Source organism: Actinomycetota bacterium (assembly GCA_016700055.1).
GTDB lineage: Bacteria > Actinomycetota > Acidimicrobiia > Acidimicrobiales > Ilumatobacteraceae > Kalu-18.
The window spans coordinates 780,523-801,174 of sequence record CP064997.1 but is presented as its reverse complement, the minus strand read 5'-3'; the positions used below and the strand labels follow the sequence as shown (position 1 = coordinate 801,174).

The window sequence follows — 20,652 nt, the reverse complement described above, 5'->3', positions numbered from 1 at the left end:
CCGTGCCAGGCGAAGCGCGGGTGCTGCTCTGCACCAGCAACGGCGTCGGCCTCGGCCACGTCACCCGCATGATGGCCATCGCGCGCTCGCTGCAGCCGGGCGTCGATCCGATCATCTTCACGTTGTCGGCCGCCGTCGCCGTCCCCGTCGCGGCCGGCTTCCACGTGGAGCACATGGCCTCGCACGGTCAGCTCGGCATGTCGACTCGACACTGGCACGAGCTGCTCGACGACCGGATCGACCATCTCGTGCGCTTCTACCGGCCACGAGTGGTGCTCTTCGACGGCGTCCACCCCTACGCGGGGCTGGTCGCGGGCCTCACCCGGCACCGGCGCCGGGTGGTGCGCGTCTGGCAGCGCCGGGCGATGTGGCGCACCGGTGTCGGCGTCGAAGCGCTCACCGCCGAGCACCGCTTCGACCACGTCGTCGAGCCCGGCGAGTACGCGGCGGAGTACGACCGCGGGGCGACGGTGTCGCGGCGCGCGCAGGCGCACGTCGTGAACCCGATCGTGTACGACGATGGGCATCTCGAACGCGCGACGGCGTGCGCGCAGCTCGGGCTCGATCCCACAGGCACGAACGTGCTCGTGCAGCTCGGCGCGGGGGCGATCAACGACGTGTCGTCGCTCACCGGGGCCGTCGTCTCTGCCCTCCGCGTTCACGACGGGTTGCGGGTGGTCGTCGCGCGGAGCGAGCTGAGCGCGGACGGTGGCGAGCACCACGAGGGCGTCACGGTCGTGCGCCGGTTCCCGATCAGCAGGTGGTTCGCGGCCTTCGACGCCGCGGTGCTCGCCGCCGGGTACAACTCGTTCCACGAGGCTCTCGCCCGTCGGGTGCCGACGCTCTTCGTCCCGAACCTCGCCACCCGCACCGACGACCAGGACGCGCGCACCCGCTTCGCCGCCGACCGCGGGCTCGGCCTGCGCTGGGACGGGACCGATCCGGCCGGGCTGGCGGCAGGCGTCGAACAGCTCGCCGACGCCTCCGCGCGGGCGGCGATCCACGCCCGTCTGCAGGCTCTGGCGCCGGCCGACGGGGCCGAGCAGGTGGCTGCGCTCGTGAGGGGCTGGCTGTGACGGCGGCCGGCGGTGCCCTCGGGCGCTCCTATCACTTCGTCCTCGACCGCCTGCCGGTGCGATGGCAGCCGGCGATGCGCCGCGTAGGTGCCGTCGGGCGGTCGGGGCTGCACCGCAGCCGCCACCTCGCGCATCGGGTACGCCGCGCGTTGCGCCCGGTGGAGCTGCGCGTCGTCGCCCGCAGCTCGTGGTGGAGCGAGCACGCACCCCACATCGTGCCCGTGCCCGGTCGCGGGCCGGTGGTGCTCGTCGATGCACGCGGCCACCAGGTGGCCGATGTCGTCGAGCGCCTCGGCGGGCGAGCGGAGCGGATGGTCGTGCTCGTCGACGACCCCCAGCTCGCACCGCTGCGGGCCGCCCAACTCGTCTACGAATACGTGCCTGCGGTCGGCGTCGCCGGCGTAGATGCCGCGGCGCAACAGCACCTGGTCAACGAGCGCCGCCCGTGGCTGCAGCTCTCTCACGGAATCGAGCGGGAAGTGGACCTCGACGGGTTCGCCTGACGCCGCGCAGATGCGGGCGAAAGTTTGGCCGTCGCAGGCACCGCGCAGTGCGATACAGTCCTGCCGGGCGGGTGTCCGCCGGTGTCGGCGGCGTCCATCCGAGGAGCGGTCTGTGTCAGCCTCGATCGAGGACGTGCAACTGGTCGAATCGCACCGTGCGGGCAACCGCGCGGCGTTCACCGAGCTCGTGCGCGCCTACGAGCCCGAGCTGCGCCGCCACGCCCTGCGCCGGCTGCACGATTCGGCCGCGGCCGACGATGCCGTCCAGGAGACCTTCGCGAGGGCGTTCCGCGCCCTGCACCGAGTCGACGGCGACTACCGCATCGGGCCCTGGCTGCACCGGATCTGCGCGAACGTCTGCATCGACGAGGCCAACCGCCGCCGGCGCGAGGACGACAAGGCACGGCGCTGGGGCGCCGAACCGCGCCTCGGCGACGCCACGCCGGGCGTCGAGGAACAGCTCGGACTCGTGCTCGACGACAGCGAGCTGAGCGCCGCGCTCGACTCCTTGCCCCCGACGTACCGCGAGGCGCTGCAGCTCCGGTTCGTGGACGACCTCACCTACGACGAGGTGGCCCAGGTCTCGGGAGTCTCCGAGGAGAACGCGCGAGCGCGCGTCAGCCGGGCCCGCACCGCCCTGCGCCACGTGTTGCGCGGTGTGGCGGTGCTCCCGCTGCTCGTCGCTGCCGGCCTGCGCAAGGGCCAACGCGCGGCCGTGGCCGCAGACGGCGCCGGCACCGGCTCGCCGGCGGGCACGGTCGGCGCCACCGCGGCCAGTTCCGTCCCGGCCGCTTCCGCCGGATCGGCCCAGTTCACCCAGGCCGCGGCGAGTCTGCAGTCGGCGCTCGACGCGGCGAGCACCGTCGTCGCCGCAGGTCCCCAAACGGTGCCGCTGCTCACCAAGGCAGCGGTCGGCATCGGCATGGTCGCGGTCGCGATCGTGCCCTCGTCGGGGCCGACCCAGTACGAAGAGCTCGACACGCCCTCCTCGAAGGTCGCCGAACCCGCGGCGGCAAGCCTCGACCCGTCGGCGCAAGCACCGTCGCTCGAGCTCACCGACCCCGTCACCAGGCCTCTCGCGGCGACCGGAGGCGACGTCGCGATCGTCGCCGACACCGCGCCGGCGGTGCAGGCAGTGCCCGACACCGTCGCCACCGCCGCACCGGTCGACTCGGCCGTCGTCGACCCGGCCCCGATCACCGTCGCCCCCGAGCCGACGGTCACCGAGACGGTCCCGGCGACACCCCCGGCCACCGAGGCTCCGCCTCCGCCCACCGTCCCCCCCGTCATCCCGAGCGGCGGCACGGTCTTCGCCGGGCCGATCAGCGCCGCCCAGGCCGGCCCCAGGATCGACGTGTCGGGTCCGGTTCAGCTCTCGCTCGCCGACGCCGGTCTCTCCGGCTCCTTCTCCGGGCGCGTCGCCGTCGAGCCCGAGCCCGACGCGGCGGGTGCTTATCGCCTGGAGGCGGTGCTCGACATCGTCCTCGACGACGGCCGCGTCGTCGGCCTGCGCCTCGCCGGCCAGGGCACCGGTGCCGACCCCGGCGACGGCTCGATCCCGCTCGCGCTCTCGGTGTCCGGAGTGTTCCGCGCATCGTCGGGCGATGTCGCGCTCATCGAGTCCGGCAGCTTCAGCGGATCGCTGGAGCTGACCGAGGGCGGTTCGTGGACGCTCACGCTCGGGGCGTGATCCGCCGCGTTTGCCTGTTCGCGGTCGTTGCGCTTGCAACGACCGCCACCGCCGGCAACGTGGCTCGTGCCGACGTCGCCGAACCCCCTGGTGAATCCCCGGGGCCGGCGCAGTGGCCGAGCACGCCGTCGGTCTCGCCGGAGCTGGAAGGCTGGGCCAACGCGCTGCGCCTCCACGGCCTGGACCGCTACCAGACCGGGCTGGCGATGGCTTTGGCGTTGCGTGGCGAGGGCGACTTCCCGTTCGACACCGCCGACCGTTCCTCCGGTGGGGCGGCGACGCTCGCTGCCGCCGGCGACTGGTGGGGCCTCGACACGTGTCCGCGGGCGGTCATCGTCGTCGCCGGCGACAGCCCGGCCGACTCCCTCGCCGCTTCCGCGCTGTCCGACCCGACGGGCGAGTCGAGCGAGCCGTACCTGCAGCGCACGTCGGCCGCGGACCCGCTGTTCGACCCGATCGGCGGCTTCGCCCGCGTCGACACCGACGGTGCTCCAGTCGTCGTCACCCGGTCGGCCCGGCAGGGTGCGACTGCTCTCAGCGCCCCGGCGAGGGCCGTCGTGCAGGACCTGCGCCGTGGCGGCTGTTCGCTCGCCCGCCAGGCGATCGTGGTCGGCGGATCAGCGGCCGTGCCATCTGCCGTCGATGCCGAGCTCGTCGCCGTCGGCTACGACGAGGTGTTCCGTGTGTCGGGCAACAACCGGTTCGCCACCGCAGTCGCCGTCGCGCGCAGCCTCGGCACGGCGTCGACCACAGCCACGGCTTGCGTCGACCCGGTCACCGACGACGGCGACGCGCGGATGGGGTTCTACGCGAACTCCGTCGTCGAGCTGCGCGACTCGGCACGATCGTGCCGCCTGCTCACCCGCACCGTCGTCCTGGCCGACGGGCTGACCGGAGCAGATGCGCTCGCCGCCGGCTGGTGGATCAGCTACTGGCAGGTGCCGGTGCTGCTCCACGACGGCACCGCCCGGCTGCCCGAGGCCACACGCGCGGCGCTGGAGACGTTCGACGCCGACAACGTGGTCGTGCTCGGAGGCCCGTTGAGGGTGCCCGAGGTGGTCGCGGCCGAGGCGGAGGAGCTGACCGGCGCCGAGGTGACCCGCATCGCCGGTGACGATCGGTACGCGACGAGCGTGCAGATGGCCGAGCGACTCGGCGGCTGGTGGCCTACCGGCGATGCGGCCGACTTCGCCGGCAGCCTGGCCTGCGTCGCCGCTTCGTCGGGCTCGGGCGCCACCGCGCTCGGCTGGCCCGACGCTCTCGGCGCCGGGCCGTGGTGCGCGAGGGCGAACGGCTCCGCGGCCGACCCCGGGGCGCCGTCACGGGCGCTGGCTCCGACGACCGGCGCCCACCCGGCGGTCTCCGCCGACCTGCCGCAGCCGGCACACGACGCCGCACCTGTGCTGCTGGTACGGGCCCAATCCGCCGCGCTGCCCGCCTCCGTCGCCGCGTTGCTGGAGGGTGCCTTCGACCCGGACGGGGATTGGTGCTCGTCCGATGCGCCACCGCTCGGTTGCGTCAGCCCCGGGTTCGTCGTCGCGTTCGGTGGCGATCCGACGGTTCCGACGGCGGCGATCGACCGGCTGTCGGCGATCGTCGGCGGCGGCGCGGGAGGAGGCGACCCCACCGGCACCGCCGGGCACCACCCCGAGCTCGGCTCGCCCTTCGTCACCTCGCTCGACATGGCGCCGGTCTACGGGGTCGACGGTGTCGGTGACGCGCTCGCCTGCTTCGGCCGCGGCGGCTACGACGAGGTGCGCTTCGTCGTGGCGTTCGCCGACGCGGCGGCGGCGCGACTGTCGGCGGCCTCCGACGTGATGCTCGAAGGCCGCTACCGCTCGGATGCCGACGGTGTCGTCCGCTCCCCGGGCAGCGGCGCTCCGACATGCCTCGAAGTGGCGAGGAGCACACCGATCGTGCTGCGTGGCGTCAGCCTGTCCGGTCGGGTGACGCCGATCACGACCGTCAGCGCCGGCGCCGACTCGTGGTTCACCGTCGCCGAGCCGCTCGTCGACAGCGCTCCGACGACGTCGTCGGGCGAAGCCTCCGACGCCGACCCGGCCACCGGTGGTGTCACCAGCTGGACGTTCACCGCCAGCGGCGCGGCGAGCCCGGTCACGTCTCGCGCCGTCGCTTCGACCGTCGGGTCGTGGGAGGTGGCGCTCACCTTGACCCGCGGCGTCGACGCACTTGGGGTGAGCGCACCCGATCAGTTCTCGGCTTCGTGGACCCTCACGACCCCGCTCGGCACGGTCACCGGCTCTGCGGCGGGAGAAGCGCACCTCGACGGTGGCGTCTGGCATCTCCGTGGCCGGTCGACGTTCACCGGCGGCACCTGGAACGTCGTCTCGGGCAGCGGCGGGTTCTCCGCCGACGTCGCCACGAATGCACCGGGCGACGCCACCGACGACGCCGTCGCTTGGCAGGTCGACGGCGTAGTCGCCGGTTGACCGCGGACGGTCCGCAATGCACGTCGTCGTCGCCACCTGTGCCCACCGCGGCGACGACGCGCGGATCGTGCACCGCCAAGCGCGCAGCCTGCTGGAGGCGGGCCACCAGGTGACCCTCGTCGCGCCCTACGCCGACGGCGACCCTCCCGGATTGGTGCGCGTAGACGTGCCGCGTGCGGTCGGCCGGCGCCGGTGGCGAGCATGGCGGGCGACACGGCAGGCACTCGCCGCCCGGCGTGGCGTCGCCGACGTGTTGCTGGTGCACGATCCCGAGTTGCTCGCCGTGGTGGCGACGCTGCGCTGGCGGGCACCGATCGTGTGGGACGTGCACGAGGACTTCGTCGCGTCGGTCGGCGACCGGCGCTGGATCCCGCGCTGGGCACGGCCGGCGGTGGTCCGGCTGGTCTTGGTGGTGGAACGCGTCGCGCGCCGGCGGGTGCACCTTCTGCTCGCCGAGGACGCTTACGCCGAGCGTCTCGGCGCGGCGGCGGTGGTGCCGAACAGCACCTGGGTACCGACGACTGTGGCGCCCCTCGACGAGGGGCGCACCCCGCGGGTGGTCTACGTCGGGCGCATCTCGGCGAGCCGCGGCGTCCGCGAGCTGGTCGCCCTCGGCCGCCGTCTACGTGGCCGCGTCGACGTGGTGTTGATCGGCGACGCGGACGCGGACGTGCGTGAGCAGGTGGGAGCCGCGGCGCGAGCCGGTGACGTGACCTGGCTCGGCTACCGGACCAACCCGGAGGCGATGGCCGAGGTGGACGGCGCGCTCGCCGGGCTGTCCCTGCTGCACGACGAGGCCAACTACAGGCATTCCCGCCCGACCAAGCTCGTCGAGTACCTCGCCCACGGGGTGCCGGTGGTGACGACGCCGCTGCCGCTCGCCGTCGAGCTGGTGCGGGAGAGCGGCGGCGGCGCGGTCGTGCCGTTCGGCGACGTCGAGGCGACGGTCGATGCCGTGGAGCGCCTCCTCGGTGACCGCCCGGGCCGTGACCGAGCCGCGCGGGCTGGCCACGCCCATGTGCTCGCCCACTTCAGCTGGCAAACCGACGGCGCGCGCTTCGTCCGGCTGCTGGAGGAGTGGGCGGCTCAGGCCTGAGGGGAGGCCAGGTAGCGATCGACGACCTCGTCAGGGGTGCCCGCGTCGACGACCAAGCCGTGGTCCATCCAGATCGCCCTGTTGCAGGACGTGCGGATCTCGTTCAGGTTGTGGCTGACGAGCACGACGGCTCCCGAGCGCCTGCGGATGCTGTCGATGCGCTCGGTCGAACGACGCTTGAACGCCTCGTCACCGACGGCGAGTGCCTCGTCGACGAGCAAGATGTCCGGTGCTCGGGCGGTCGCGATCGAGAACGTGAGCCGCGCCCGCATCCCCGACGAGTACGCGCGCATCGGCATGTCGATGAACTCGCGCAGCCCGGCGAAGTCGATGATGTCGTCGATCTGGGCCTCGACCTCGTCCGGGGTCATCCCCGACGCCAGGCAGCCGAGCACGACGTTGCGCCGCCCGGAGAGCTGCTGGCGCAGCACCGCGCCCACCCCGAGCAGGGTCGGCCGGCTGCGCACCCGGATGGTGCCGCTCTCGATCGGCAGCAGGCCGGTGAGCGCGGCCAGCAGGGTGCTCTTGCCCGAGCCGTTGGCGCCGATGATGCCGAGCGAATCGCCCTCGCGTAGCTGCAGGCTCACCCCCCGGACGGCGTGCACCTCGCGGAAGCGCCGGCGCAGCCGCGCCCGCGCGACCCGCTCGCGCAGCGCCATCTTCACGTCCTCGTAGACGCGGTACGTGACGTGGACGTCGTCCACGTCGATGACGAGCGGCGGCGAGTGCTCAGGCGCCAAGGCGGTGCTCCCCGCGCCTGAACCACACCGCGCCCACGACGAGCGCGACGCCCGCCCACACCGCGAGCCCGGCGAACACGCGCTCGCCGGCCGGGGTGGCGAGCAGGCTCCAGCGGGCGACGGCGACGATGCAGTAGAACGGGTTGAGCGCGAACAGGTTGCGCACGACCTGGTTGTCGATCGTCGCGTGGACGCTGAACAGCACCCCGGAGACGTAGAACATCACCCGGAAGAAGTGCGGCAACACCTGGCTCAGGTCGGTGAGCGACGCTCCGGCGCGTGCCCCGGCGAGGCCCGCACCCAGGCTGAACAGGGCCACGGCGAGGATCACCACGGGTAGCAGGGCGAGACGCCAGGTGGGGGTGACGCCGTCGATCGCTCCGACGACGACCACCAGCAGCAGCCCGGGCAGCAGGGCCATCAGCTCTTCGAGCACCACGGAGAGGGGCACGAGTGCCCGCGGGAACTGGATGCTGCGGATCAGGCCGGTGTTCTTCCCGATGCTCTGCACGCAACCGACGATCGTGTTCTGCGCGAAGCGGAAGACGAGCACGCCGACGACGAGGAACGTGACGTAGTTGTCGACGCCGCGCCGGGCGTCGAGCACGACGCCGAACACGAAGAAGTAGACCGCGATCATCATCGCCGGGTTGAGCAGGTGCCAGAGCTGGCCGAGCACGGAGTTCATGTGCTGGGCGCGCAGGTCGTTCTCGGCGAGCGCGACTGCGAAGTGGCGTCGGGACCACAGCTCTGCCAGGTACTCCCGCCACGGCATGCGGGCGCCGAGCTCGATCAGCGTGTCGGGAGTCGCGGCCACCATGGCCTCAGCAGGCTAGCGATCGACGCCGCGGCGCGACCGGCCGCCCAGCCAGAAGCCTGTACCCCAGGCGAGGTGCATCGTCGGGTAGATCGCGACGAGGCGGGCCGCGGTCCCGGCCCGGCCGCGCGCCCCGGCGAGGGAGGAGACGACGACCGCTGCCGCGTACGTGCCGGGCACCGCGAGCGCGACCCGGGCGAACGGGGCGGCGGCGAGCGAAGCGGCGATGGCGGCCGTGGTGAGCGCGGGGATGGCCTGGCGCGCTTTCAGCGACCCGGGATGCCGGCGCAGCACGTGTCGCTTCCAGGTGCCGTACTCGAAGTACTGGCGCGCCAGGCTGCGCAGGTTTGAACGGGGTCGGTACGCGACCCACAGCGCGGGGTCGAACCACACCACGCCGCCCGCATCGCGCAGGCGGATGTTGAGCTCGTAGTCCTGGTTGCGAACGAGCGTCTCGTCGAAGAGGCCCGCCTGCTCCAGCGCGTCGCGCCGGAAGACCCCGAGGTACACGGTGTCGGTCGGCCCTTCGGTGCCACCGACGTGGAAGCGGGCGCCGCCCGCGCCGAAGCGGGAGGTCATCGCGACGGCGACGGCGCGCTCGAAGGCGGTGGTGCCCTCGGCCCGCTGGATGCCGCCGACGTTCGCCGCCCCGGTGCGCTTGAGCGTCTCCACCGCGCGCCGCAGGTAGCCGGGGGAGAGCGCGGCGTGCCCGTCGACGCGCGCGACCACCTCGCCGGCGGTGGCGCGGATGGCGGCGTTCAGGGCGGCCGGTGTGCGCCCCGACGGGTTGGCGACGACGTGTACCTGCGGGTGCGCCGCGGCGAGCTCGCTCGCGACCTGCTCGGTACGGTCGACGGACGGACCGACGGCGAGGCACACCTCGACTCGCCCCGGGTACGCCTGCGCGAGGACGGCCTCCACCGCACCCCGCAGATGACGCTCCTCGTTGCGCACCGGCACGACGACGGCCACGTCGGGCCACGACACCTGGTCAGCCACGGCGGGCCACCACCACCCAGATCGTGCGCAACAGGATCTGCAGGTCGAGCACCGGCGACCAGTTGACGAGGTACTGCAGGTCGTAGCCCACCTTGTACACGGCGTCGGTGTCGTAGCTGCCCTGCACCTGGGCGAGCCCGGTGAGCCCGGGCGGCAGTTCGTGACGGCGTTCGTATCCGGGCACGTCGATCGCCAGGCGCTCGGTGAACTCGGGGCGTTCCGGTCGAGGCCCGACGAGCGACATCTCGCCGCGCACCACGTTCCAGAGCTGGGGCAGCTCGTCGAGGCGGGTGTCGCGCAGCCAGCGGAGCCCGTGCACGATCCGCGGGTCGGCCTCGGTGGCCAGCACCGCGCCGTGCTGCTCGGCGTCGGGCTGCATCGTACGGAACTTGACCATCCGGAACGGCACCGCGTCGCGACCGAGGCGCACCTGGCGGTAGAGCACGGGTCTTCCGGCGCGCAGCAGGACACCTAGCGAGACGAGCCCGCCGACGACGACGATCAAGGGTGAGGCGAGGGCGACGAGCACCAGGTCGAGGCCTCGCTTCAGGCGGTACTTGTGCGGCGGGAGCGTGTGCGTGCGCAGCCGCACGAACGGCATGCCGGCCACCTGCCGTACCGACTGCAGGCCGAGCAGCGTCTCCTGCGCGCCCACCCGCTGGAGGACGCCCACGCCGAGGTCCTCCATGGTCGACAGCGGTTCGGGGAAGATCTCGCCGAACGCGTGGACGTCGAGCAGCAGCACGTCGGTGGCGTGGTGGCTGCTGACGAGATCGACCAGGTCCGCCGTGTCCATCGCGGTGCAGGCGACGATCGCGCCGCGGTCGCTGTCGGCGAGATGGGCGACGGCGGTGGCGACGGCGTCGTGCGGGCCGACCAGTGCGACGCGCGGCGGGCCCTGGCGCCGCCAGGACAGGCGCCTGCTCAGCCGGCGGTTCGCGGTGAGCGCCAGCGACCCGACGATGCCGAGTGCGGCGAGGTTGAGCCTCGGCATCAGATAGCGGTCGAGGAGCACGAACGCGACTCCGTCGACGGCGATCCCGATCGCCATCGCCAGCATCACCCGCGGCAGCCAGGGACGGTGCCCGAGCCGCGGCTCGCGCTCGTAGAGACCGGCGAGATAGCCGACGACGAGGTGGATGCCGGTCGCGATCGAGAAGCCGACCAGATAGTGCGAGAGCGGGTACGTCGGCCAGTCGGTGCCGAAGCGCACCAGGCTGATCGCCACCATCGAGCCGAAGAGGGCGAGCGCGTCGAGCACGAACAAGAACCGGAAGCCCCTCCGCCACAACCGCTGGAGCACCGGCGAGGTGCGCTGCACCAGCCACTCGGTGCCGGGCACCACTGGCACCCCGGGGGCAATCGAGGAAGGGTCGGGGACGTCCATGGCAGGTCGATCGAGCGTACCCTCCGGGGGTCGACCACGACCGGCGAACCGAACGGGACCACAAGTGAGCAACTTCGCACCCACAACCTGGCAACGCTTCGCGCTGTCGCTCGTGGTGTTCTTGCCCCTCACCGTGCTGTGGGCGCTCGTCAACCCGATGTTCGCCTCACCCGACGAACCGGCGCACATGGCGCGCGCGCAGGGTTTCTCGAACGGCGACCTGTTCGCTCCGTTCGAGACCGACGGCCTGCCCGTCGACGCGATGGAGTGCTTCAAGTTCCAATCCGAGGTGACGGCGGACTGCCAGGACCTGTCCTGGGGCGCGGCGGGGACCCAGGTCGACGCCCCCACCGACGGGTATCCGCCCCTGCTCCACGCGGTCGCCGCGGTGCCGGCACTCGTCAGCTCGGGGCTCTCCGGCGCGTACCTGATGAGGCTGTGGCTCGCCGTCGTCTGCGCCGTGCTGCTGGCGGCGGCGGCGGTGATCGTGTCTAGGCCGGGCACGGGGCGCTGGCCGCTCACCGGGCTGCTGCTCGGGGTGACCCCGATGGTCGTCTTCACCGCGGCCACGGTGAACCCCTCCGGGCTCACTGCGGCGTTCGTCGCCCTGCTCGTCGCCGGTGCTCTCTCCCGGTTCCACTTCGGCGCCACCGATCGGGCCACGACGGCGGCCCTCGCCGTAGGCGCGTTCGGCCTCACCCTCGTGCGCCGTGACGGGCTGATCTGGCTCGTGATCGTCGCGGCCGCGCTGTCGCCGCTGCTGCCTTGGCGCGACGCCCGCGCAGTGCTCACCCGGCGCCGGTCGAGGCCGGTGATCGCCGTCGTCGCGCTCGCCACGTTCGTCGCCGCGGCGTGGGGCATCCCGACGCTCGTGCGCTTTTTCGAGAACCGGCGCCTCGAAGGCGACGGCACCTCCTGGCAGGGACTCGGCGTGTTCCGGCTCTACCTGCGCCAGGTGATCGGCCAGTTCGGGTGGCTCGACGCGTCGATGGGCGAGGAGGCGTTCCTCGCCGCGCTCGTCGTCGCCGGCGCCGTCGTCCTGCTCGGCATCACGAGCGGCTCTGGGCGTCTCGCCCGGGTGACGGTCCTGGCCACGGTCGCGCTCGTCGCTGCGCCGACGGTGTTCGGTGCGGTGCGCTACCCGTATCTGCAGGGCCGCTACCTGATCCCGATCTGGATCTGCCTGATGATGGCCGCCGCCGTTTCGGCCGCGGCGGGCGACATCGGCCCGCGGGTGACGATCCGCCTGACACGCCTGGTGCTCGTGGTGTGGGCGATCGTGCACACCGTGGCGTACCTGCAGAACCTGCGCCGATACGCCGTCGGTGCCCGCGGGTCGTGGCGGTTCGTCTTCGAGGACGCGCCTTGGCATCCGCCGACGATGCCGAACCTGGTCGCCGCCATCCTCGTGGTGCCGGTCGTGCTCGCCGCGGCACTCGCCGCTCGCGAGCTGCTCAGCCGGGCGGCGGAGCCGGGCAGGGAGACAGGTCAGACCTCTTCGGGCAGCCGGCGCGACAGTCGCAAGAAGATCGCCCAGCCGGCGACCAGCACGGCCAACGAGACGAGCGTCAACACGCCGAGCTTGTCCCACGGCGGCGCCGAGCCGTCGTAGAGACAGGCGCGGAACACCGCCACGAACTGCGACGTCGGGTTAGCGGCCAGGATCGCGGCCGCCCAGTCGGGGGCGTTCTCCTCGACGAGCGAGGGCGGGTACACGACGGGGGTGGCGAAGAACCACACCTGGAGCAGGATCGCCCACAGGTACGTCATGTCGCGGAAGTACACCGCGAGGGCGCTGAGGGCGAGCGCGAACCCGGTGCCGAAGAGAGCGAGCAGCACCGCGGTGTACAGCACGATCGGCAGCCACGGCAGGAACGGGCTGCCGAAGATCAGGAGCACCACGCACAGCAGGCAGAGCTCGATCCCGAACTGCACGCACGCGTGCAGCACGTTCGCGAACACGAGCGTCTCGCGGGGGAACGCCACCCGGCGGACCAGCCCGGCGTTGCCGGAGATCGCCCCGAGACCGAGGTTGTTGGTGAGCGCGAAGAAGTTCCACGGCAGCAACCCGCAGAGCATGAACAGGGCAAAGGAGTGGAGCCCGCTCGGGTCGCCGACGGGTGCCTTCGCGTCGAACAGCACGCCGAACACGAAACCGTAGATGGCGACGGTGGCGAGGGGGTTCAGCATCGACCACGCCCAGCCGAGGAAGGACCGGCGGTACTTGGTGCGGAGCTCTCGAAGCGTGAGGTTCCACAGGAGCTCGCGCGAGGCGTAGACGCTGGTGAGGGCGTTCATGACGGCCTGGCCGATGATAGCGGCGGCCCGCCCGCGGCGGCCGGTTTCGAAAGCCTTCGGTGCGGTATGGCTGGTCGGGGGCTCGCGAGTCCGCGAGACTCCACGGCTGCATGCCCGCCGCAGTCACCGTCTCGTCGCTGTGGAAGAGCTACCGCCTCTACCACGAGCGCAACCAGTACCTGAAGGCAGCCGTGCTGCGCGGCCGACGCGCCCGCTACGAAGAGTTCTGGGCGCTGAAGGGAGTGGGCTTCGAAGTCGCCGCGGGCGCGACGTTCGGCGTGATCGGCTCCAACGGGTCGGGCAAGAGCACTCTGCTCAAGTGCCTGGCCGGCATCCTCCAGCCAGAGCGCGGCTCGGTCCAGGTGAACGGTCGGGTGTCGGCCCTGCTCGAGCTGGGGGCCGGGTTCCATCCGGAGCTGAGCGGCCGGGAGAACGTGTTCTTGAACGGGGCCATCCTCGGGCTCTCCCGCAAGGAGATCACCGACCGCTTCGACGACATCGTCGAGTTCGCCGGGCTCGAGGAGTTCATCGACTCCCCGGTGAAGAACTACTCCTCGGGGATGTTCGTGCGGCTCGGCTTCGCCGTCGCGGCGCACGTCGAGCCCGAGGTGCTGCTCGTCGACGAGGTGCTCTCGGTCGGCGACGAGAGCTTCCAGCGCAAGTCGGCGGAGAAGATCGAGCAGTTCCGCCGCGACGGGCGCACGATCGTGTTCGTCAGCCATGGCCTCTCGCAGGTGGAACAGCTCTGCGAGCAGGTCGCCTGGATCGACAAGGGCGAGCTGCGCCAGATCGGCCCGGCGGCCGAGGTGATCTCTGCGTACCAGGGCGACAGCCACCACGCCCAGCGGGTGGAGGGCGAGCAGGGCAGCCGCTGGGGCAGCGGTGAGGCCCAGATCGTGGCCGTGTCGCTGCTCGACGACGAAGGCGTCGCCCTGCCGGTGCTGACGACGATGGAGCCGGCGACGATCCGCGTCGAGTTGAACGCGCACGCACCCGTGCAAGACGCCGTCGTCGGGATCCGGATCGACAGCATGGCCGGCGGGCCGGTATGGGGCACGACGACGCGCCGTGGCGGGCGCACCATCGGCCTGCTCGACGGTCCCGCCCAGGTGGACCTGCGCCTGCCGAGCGTGCCGCTGCTCGAAGGCGTGTACGACCTGACGGTGGCGCTCACCGACCACACCGAGATCCATCCGTACGACCACTGGGAACGCCGGGTGCGGTTCGAGGTGCGCCAGTACAGGTCGTACGACACCGGCGTCGTGCACATCCCGGCGACATGGGAGATCCGCGGCGCCAGAGGAGTCGTGCAGGGCGGTCACGGCTGAGCCCGTGGGTGCTCTCTCGCCACTCGTCGACCTGACACCGCGCGATGGACAGCCGCCGCTCGTCTCGATCGTCGTCGTCACCCACGGCACCGGGCCCGTCGTGGTCCGCATGCTCGCGAGCATCGGCCGGCACACGAGCTACGCCCAGCACCCGTTCGAGGTGGTCGTCGTCGACAACCCGGCCGCGAACGGGCGCACCTCGGCACTGCTGCACGAGACGACGACGGGGGTGCGCGTTGTCCCGGCGCCGCACAATCTCGGCTTCGGCGGCGGCTGCAACCTCGGCGTCGAGATGTCCCGCGGCGAGTTCGTGTGCCTCGCCAACCCGGACCTGGTGGTGACCGAGGGTTGGCTGGAACCGCTCCTCGACGCCCTTCGTGATCCGCAGGTGGCGATCGCCGCCCCGGTGCTGCTGCACGAGGACGGCACCGTCCAGGAGGCCGGGCAGGTCGTCTTCAGGGACGGGGGGACCGACCCGATCGGCGGGCCGCGCCTCTTCCCTGGCGATCGCTCGGTGCTCTTCGACCGCGACGTCGACTACGCGTCGGCGGCCTGCTGGGTGCTCGCGCGCTCGACGTACGTCGGCCTCGGCGGCTTCGACCAGGAGTACCACCCCGCCTACTTCGAGGACGCCGACCTCGCGATGCGGGTCGAGGCGGCCGCGGGCAAGGTGACCCGCCTCGTCACCGCCCGACCGGTGATCCACCTTCACGGCGAAGGCACCGCTGCCGACGACGGTTCCCGCGCGCGCCTCGCCGAGTCCTCCCGCGAGACGTTCGAGGAGCGCTGGGCCGGCGAGCTGGCGCAGCGTCCGGAGCGACCGACGGACGAGGCCGGTGCGCTCGACGCGCGCGACCGGGCCTGCCCCGCGCGGTGGCTGGTGCTGGTCGCCTCTTCCGACCTCGACTCGCGCGGTGAGATCCGCGACATGGTCGACGCCGCTGCCGCACTGGCCGCGCGGCGGCCCCGTGACCGGGTGACCCTCGCCGTAGACGTCCTCGCCGACGAGGAGCGCCACCGCCGCACTGCGTGCAGGCTCGGTCTGGAGCTGGTCGTCGGCGACCTCCAGCGACAGTACGGGCTGCGCGCCGAACGCGCGTCGGGGATCGCGGTGAGCGGCGACGCGGCGCTGGTCGCCGTGGGTGGTGCGCCGGGCGTCGAGCGGGCCGGGGCGCAGCCGGTGCTGTGGTCCGAGCGCCATCGCTCGTGGCCAGAGCACGGCCAGTAGCCTCGGCGGCGTGGCATCGCTGAAGGGTCTCGTCAGGCGGATGCGCGGTGAGCCGGTGGCCGCGCTGACGGCCGAGGTGGCCGCGATGCGAGAGCTCGTGCTGCAGATGAACCACCACGTGGTGATGCTCGAGCAGGTGGTCAACGAGCTCAACCACGACGTCCGCTCCGGGGCGGAACGGGGCCTGCCGCTGTTCCAGGGCTATGCCGACCGGCTGCGCCTCGACGCCGACACTTCGATCGGCGCGGCGCAGCTCATCGAACGCCAGCTCGCCCGGCTCGAGCAGCTGGTCGAGGGACTCGGCAGCGAGCACCCCGCCGGCGGCTGATGGCTCTGCGCCACCTGCTGGTCGACGCCCGCCCGATCGACCACCCGACTGCCCGCCAGCGCGGCATCGGGCGATACGTCGCCGGGTTGCTGCACGGCCTTCACCGCGCCGGCGTACCGCTGACCGCGCTCCACGGCGGCGGGGCAGATGCCGAGCTCGCCGCCGAGCTGACCCCGGGATTGAACCTGGAGCGCTGGCACCCCGACGTGGTGGCCCGGCACGCGCAGCCCGGCACGTGGTACCTCGCCACCCAGCTGATGCTTCACCCTGTCCCGCTCGACCCGATCTCGAGCGTGATCACGCAGGCTCGCCTGCCGGTGGCGGCCGTGATGTACGACGTGATCCCGTTCCGCTACCCCGAGGTGTACCTCGGTGACCCGAATGCGCGACGGCTGGCCGAGGTGCGCGCGCTGCTCGCGCGCACGGTCGACGCCGTGCTCGCCATCTCCGAGTTCGCCGCGAGCACGTCGGTCGACCAACTGGGTCTCGATGCCGGTCGCACGCGCGTGATCGGCGCCGGGGTCGACGACCGGTTCCGACCCCCGGGGGCCGATCCCTGGCCGAGCCTCACGCGGCTGCTCGGGCCCTCACCACGGCGGTTCGTGCTTGCGGTCACCGGGGGTGACGAACGCAAGAACACCGCGGGCCTGCTGCGGGCTTGGGGTCTGCTGCCGGCCGGGTTGCGTCGGGATCACCTGCTCGTCGTCGCCGCCGCCCACGACCCGACCACACTCGACCGGTGGCGGCGCAGCGCGCGAGAGGCCGGTGTCGCCGACGAGGTGGTGTTCACCGGAGCGGTCACCGACGACGAGATGGTGGCGCTGATGCAGGCGGCGCAGCTCGCGGTGATGCCCTCCATCGAAGAGGGGTTCGGCCTGCCCGTGCTCGAGGCGGCGGCGTGCGGCGTGCCCGCGATCTGCTCCGGCGTGACATCGCTGCCCGAGGTGCTCGCCGAGCCGGACGCGTGCTTCGACCCCTACCAGCCGGCCAGCATCGCTGCCGCCGTCACGTGGGCGCTGACCGACGACGACCACCGCGCGGTGCTGCTCGACGCCGGCCGGCGCGCCGCGCAGCGTTGGACGTGGGAGGCCGTCGGTCGGGCCACGGCCGGCGCCCTGGAGGAGCTGTCTCCGCGAGGCGCGGCGCTGCCCCGGCGGGTGCCACGCACGATGGCCCTGCTCGGCCCGATGGAAGGCTCCGCCTCGGCGATCGGGCGCTACGACGTGCTCGTCGCCGAAGCGATCCGCCGCCTCCCGGGCGGGCCCGAGCTGCACGTGCTGGTCGACGGGTCCGGTTCGCCGGAGCCGGCGTGCAGCAAGCGATTCCCCCACGTGGAGCGTCGACACCCCGCGAGGGCGCTCGGGCGGTTCCTTCCGCCGGGGGTCTTCGACGACCTCGTCGTCGTCCTCGGCAGCTCGCACCACCACGTGGCCGGAGCACAGCTCGCGCTCGAGCACCGCGCCCACCTGTGGCTGCACGAGGCGTCGCTCGTCGGCATGCACGTCGGCCTCGCCCATCTGTCGGGCTCGCGGGACTGGGCCCGCCGGTACCTCACCGAGCGGGTGCTGGCGAACGAAGGCGCAGAGGGCCTTGCCGCGCTCGGCGCAGACGCGCTGCTCGACGCGGAGCGCTACCACGCACTCGGGATCAGCCTGCTCGGCGAACACCTCGACGCGGCCCGGTCGGTGGTGGTCACGAGCGACCACGCGGCCGCGGTGGTGCGCCGGCTGAGGCCGAGCGGCGTGCCCGTCCTCGTGCTGGCGAATGCATACCCCCCGGTCGGGCCGCCCGCCGAGGCGGCCGGGCGCGCCGAGATCCTCGCCGCCGGCTGGCTCGCCGCCAACAAGCTGCCCGAGCTGGCCGTGCAGGCCCTGGCCCGGCTCGTCGCGGCACCGGTGGCGGGCGGCGCCGAGCCACCCCGGCTCGTCTTCGCCGGGCCGGTGCAGGCCGGCGCCGCCGTCGCGGTGGAAGCCGAGGCTAAGCGTCTCGGGGTGGCCGCCCAGGTCGAGATCACCGGGGCGCTCGACCCCGCGGCGTACGGCGCGCGCGTAGCGCGCGCCCGTGCCGGCCTGCAGCTGCGGGAAAGCCGCGTCGGTGAGCAATCGGCGGCGGTGGCCGACCTGCTCGCGGCCGGCGTGCCGACGGTGACGACGATCGACACGATGGGTCCGACGAGCCCCGGCCTGCAGGTGGTCGCCCCCGCCGTCGATGCGATCGTCGCGGCACTGCGCCCGCTGCTCACCGACGACGAATCCTGGCGCGTGGCCTCGGCCGATGCCGCCGCGCGGGCGCGGCGGTGGACGTTCGACGACGTCGCCGGTGAGCTCGTCGGCTGGCTGGGGAGGGTCGGCGAGCTCCCCCCTGGTGCCGTCGAGCGCGCCGGCCCGCGGTGAGGGGGTGCCGGTAGCATCGCCGTCCGTGCCGGAGCCGGATGAGCGTCGTTTGCCGCGCGCTCGCGCGGTCGCTGTCTTGGCAGTGCTCGGCGCCGTCGGGCTCGTGATGCGGGCCTGGGTGCTGCAGACGCCGCTCGGCGTGCTGAACGCCGACGAGGCCTACGTCGGGCTCGAGGCCTACGAGGTGCTCCATGGCCGCATGCCCGTCGTCATCTCCGGGCTCAACTACACCGCGATCTTCGAGGCGTACCTGTTCGCGCCGTTCGTGGCGGTGTTCGGGTACCACGTCGTGCCGCTGAAGCTGCTGTTCACGGCGATCTGGGCGGGAGCTGCGCTGGTCACCGCGGCGCTCACCCGCCGCGTGCTCGATCGGCGTGCGGGTTGGGTCGCCGGTGCGTTGGTGTGGCTCGCCCCGGGGGCCCTGCTGGTCGTCTCCACCAGGGCCTACCCTGCCTACGCGCTCGGGGTGCTGGTGAGCGCGCTCGCGATCTGGGCCTGCGCTGTGGTGGTCGACGCCGACCCACCTTCGCCGTGGCGCTCGGCGGTGACGGGCTTCGTGCTCGGGCTGGCGGTCTACCTGCACCCGATGTACCTCGCCGTCGCCGCGCCGCTCGCGGTGGTCGTCGGGCTGCGCTTCGCGCGGCGCTGGCGGCAGTGGTGGCTGCCCGCCGGCGCCGGTGCCGTCGCGGCGAACGTGCCATTCCTGTTGTGGAACGCGGTCAACTCGTGGCCGTCCGCGGAAGCGCCTGTGGTCGGCGACAGCACCTACCTGGATCGGCTCGCCGGCTACTTCACCGGTCTCTTCCCGCGTGCGCTCGGTCTGCGCAGCCTGGACGGGGAGTGGATCCTCTCCCGCCCGATCGGGATCGCCTTGTACGTCGCGGTGCTGGCCCTGGGCGCGGCCGGTGCCGTCGCGTTGATGCGCCGCGTGCCCCGCTGGCCCGGTGCCACCGTCGTCGCGCCGGTCCTTGCCGGCCCACTCGTGCTCGCCGGCTTCGCCAACACCTCGTTCGTGCTCGACGGGCGCTACGCGGCGGTCGTGCTCTGCCCCGCGGCGGTGCTGATCGCCGCCGGGGTGGGCCAGGTGCTCGATGCGCTTGCCGTTCGGCGCGCGCCCCGGCCGCTGCCGGTGGCCGCCCTGGCGACCGCAGGGGTGCTTGCGTGGGTGGGTCTCTTCGCCGTGCCCTACGTCGGGCGCGCCGGCGCCTCCTGGACAGAGCTCGCCGACCCCAACGAGCACGTCGACCAGATCGTCGCTCGGCTGCAGGAAGCCGGCATCGACCGCGTCGCCGGCTACTACTGGCTCGTCTTGCCGATCGAGTACGTCAGCGACCGGACGATCCGGGTCGCGGTGGCGGGCCACCCGTTCATGATGCGCTTCCCCGACACCCAACGGCTGGTGGAGGGCACCCCGCCGGAGCGGGTGGCGTTCGTGACCGAGCTCGACGTGGAGGACACGTCGCTGCTGTGGCTACCGGTCGAACGCTACGAGCGCGAGGTGATCGGCAGCGCCGTCATCTACATTCCTCGGGACTCCGGCTAGGGACGGGCGACACACGCACATGTGGAACGGAAGAACCCTCGCGGTCGTGCTGCCGACCTACAACGAGGCAGGCAGCATCGCCGACTGCATCCGGCGCTTCGAGGCGCTCGGCATCGTCGACCGGATCGTCGTCGTCAACAACAACGCGCATCCGGACACGTCGCCCGAGGTCGCGTCGACCTCTGCGGTCGAGGTCTTCGAAGACGTGCAGGGTTACGGCTCGGCGATCCGGCGCGGGCTGGCCGAGACGCGCGGCGTCGACCTCGTCTGCATCTGCGAGCCCGACGCCACGTTCGAACCCGCCGACGTGTTGAAGCTGCTGCCCTACCTGAGCGACGTCGACGTGGTGTTCGGCTCGCGCACCGCCCAGGTGATGATCTTCAGCGGGGCCAACATGGGCACCATGCTCCGCCTCGGCAACTACGCACTCGCGAAGTTCACCGAGATGCTGTTCAACACCACGTTCATGTCCGACGTCGGCTGCACGTTCCGGGTGATGACGAGGCGTGCGGTGGATCGCGTCGAGCCCGAGATCGAGGGCCTCGGATCCGCGGTCGGGTACGAGATGATGCTCCACGTCGCGCGCCTGCGGATCCCGTTCGTGCAGATCCCCGTGCGCTACCAGGAGCGCGTCGGCGAGAGCTCGGTCACCGGCAGCCGGCTGACGGCGGTGCGCCTCGGGTTCGTGATGCTCGGCTGGTGCCTGCGGATGCGGTCGCGGCGCAGGCCACGCCGAGCGCCGTGGTCGACGTGACGGTGAAGAACGTGACGGTGAA

General features: G+C 72.6%; 16 protein-coding genes. 12 read left to right on the top strand and 4 right to left on the bottom strand.

Going from position 1 to position 20,652, the window contains the following annotated elements; genetic code table 11:
• Window positions 1-2 precede the first annotated feature (2 nt).
• The 5 genes from IPM43_03845 (at window position 3) to IPM43_03825 (ending at window position 6,815) form a co-directional block, all read left to right on the top strand.
• Window positions 3-1,076 carry a UDP-N-acetylglucosamine--LPS N-acetylglucosamine transferase gene (locus tag IPM43_03845; GenBank protein ID QQS25517.1) on the top strand — a complete coding sequence of 358 codons (1,074 nt, stop codon included), beginning with the start codon at window positions 3-5 and terminating at the stop codon, window positions 1,074-1,076.
• Entirely contained in the window at window positions 1,073-1,579 is a 507-nt protein-coding gene (locus IPM43_03840) for a hypothetical protein (GenBank protein ID QQS25516.1), read from the top strand. Before IPM43_03845 ends, IPM43_03840 begins: the two co-directional genes overlap by 4 nt.
• Window positions 1,580-1,691: 112 nt before the next feature.
• Window positions 1,692-3,269, top strand: coding sequence for a sigma-70 family RNA polymerase sigma factor (locus IPM43_03835; protein ID QQS25515.1), 1,578 nt, complete (start codon window positions 1,692-1,694; stop codon window positions 3,267-3,269).
• A complete protein-coding gene (locus tag IPM43_03830) occupies window positions 3,266-5,719 on the top strand; it encodes a cell wall-binding repeat-containing protein (GenBank protein QQS25514.1) in 2,454 nt (817 codons plus the stop codon). Before IPM43_03835 ends, IPM43_03830 begins: the two co-directional genes overlap by 4 nt.
• Before the next feature lie 16 nt (window positions 5,720-5,735).
• Window positions 5,736-6,815 (top strand): glycosyltransferase family 4 protein, encoded by a 1,080-nt coding sequence (locus IPM43_03825; protein QQS25513.1) that lies wholly within the window; start codon window positions 5,736-5,738, stop codon window positions 6,813-6,815.
• Here the strand turns inward: IPM43_03825 and IPM43_03820 are convergent.
• From IPM43_03820 to IPM43_03805, 4 genes are all read right to left on the bottom strand, one after another.
• Window positions 6,806-7,474 carry an ABC transporter ATP-binding protein gene (locus IPM43_03820; GenBank protein QQS26321.1) on the bottom strand — a complete coding sequence of 223 codons (669 nt, stop codon included), beginning with the start codon at window positions 7,472-7,474 and terminating at the stop codon, window positions 6,806-6,808. The two genes, IPM43_03825 and IPM43_03820, sit on opposite strands and share 10 nt — an antisense overlap.
• A 70-nt stretch (window positions 7,475-7,544) precedes the next feature.
• Window positions 7,545-8,375 (bottom strand): ABC transporter permease, encoded by an 831-nt coding sequence (locus IPM43_03815; protein QQS25512.1) that lies wholly within the window; start codon window positions 8,373-8,375, stop codon window positions 7,545-7,547.
• Window positions 8,376-8,387: 12 nt separating this feature from the next.
• Window positions 8,388-9,359 (bottom strand): glycosyltransferase family 2 protein, encoded by a 972-nt coding sequence (locus IPM43_03810; GenBank protein ID QQS26320.1) that lies wholly within the window; start codon window positions 9,357-9,359, stop codon window positions 8,388-8,390.
• A gap of 4 nt (window positions 9,360-9,363) precedes the next feature.
• Window positions 9,364-10,758, bottom strand: a complete 1,395-nt coding sequence (locus tag IPM43_03805; protein QQS25511.1) for an exopolysaccharide biosynthesis polyprenyl glycosylphosphotransferase — start codon at window positions 10,756-10,758, stop codon at window positions 9,364-9,366.
• Window positions 10,759-10,822: 64 nt separating this feature from the next.
• Between IPM43_03805 and IPM43_03800 the strand changes: the two genes are divergently transcribed.
• From IPM43_03800 to IPM43_03770, 7 genes are all read left to right on the top strand, one after another.
• Window positions 10,823-12,370 (top strand): DUF2142 domain-containing protein, encoded by a 1,548-nt coding sequence (locus IPM43_03800; GenBank protein ID QQS25510.1) that lies wholly within the window; start codon window positions 10,823-10,825, stop codon window positions 12,368-12,370.
• 796 nt (window positions 12,371-13,166) lie between these two features.
• Window positions 13,167-14,384, top strand: coding sequence for an ABC transporter ATP-binding protein (locus IPM43_03795; protein ID QQS25509.1), 1,218 nt, complete (start codon window positions 13,167-13,169; stop codon window positions 14,382-14,384).
• A 4-nt stretch (window positions 14,385-14,388) separates the two neighbouring features.
• Window positions 14,389-15,612 (top strand): glycosyltransferase, encoded by a 1,224-nt coding sequence (locus tag IPM43_03790; GenBank protein ID QQS25508.1) that lies wholly within the window; start codon window positions 14,389-14,391, stop codon window positions 15,610-15,612.
• A 10-nt stretch (window positions 15,613-15,622) separates the two neighbouring features.
• On the top strand, window positions 15,623-15,940 hold the full coding sequence (locus tag IPM43_03785) for a hypothetical protein (protein ID QQS25507.1): 318 nt from the start codon (window positions 15,623-15,625) through the stop codon (window positions 15,938-15,940).
• Window positions 15,940-18,333, top strand: coding sequence for a glycosyltransferase (locus IPM43_03780; GenBank protein ID QQS25506.1), 2,394 nt, complete (start codon window positions 15,940-15,942; stop codon window positions 18,331-18,333). The genes IPM43_03785 and IPM43_03780 overlap by 1 nt, the downstream gene beginning before the upstream one ends.
• Before the next feature lie 25 nt (window positions 18,334-18,358).
• Complete coding sequence (locus IPM43_03775) at window positions 18,359-19,876, top strand: hypothetical protein (protein QQS25505.1); 1,518 nt, start codon at window positions 18,359-18,361, stop codon at window positions 19,874-19,876.
• A 19-nt stretch (window positions 19,877-19,895) separates the two neighbouring features.
• On the top strand, window positions 19,896-20,630 hold the full coding sequence (locus IPM43_03770; protein ID QQS25504.1) for a glycosyltransferase family 2 protein: 735 nt from the start codon (window positions 19,896-19,898) through the stop codon (window positions 20,628-20,630).
• Window positions 20,631-20,652 lie beyond the last annotated feature (22 nt).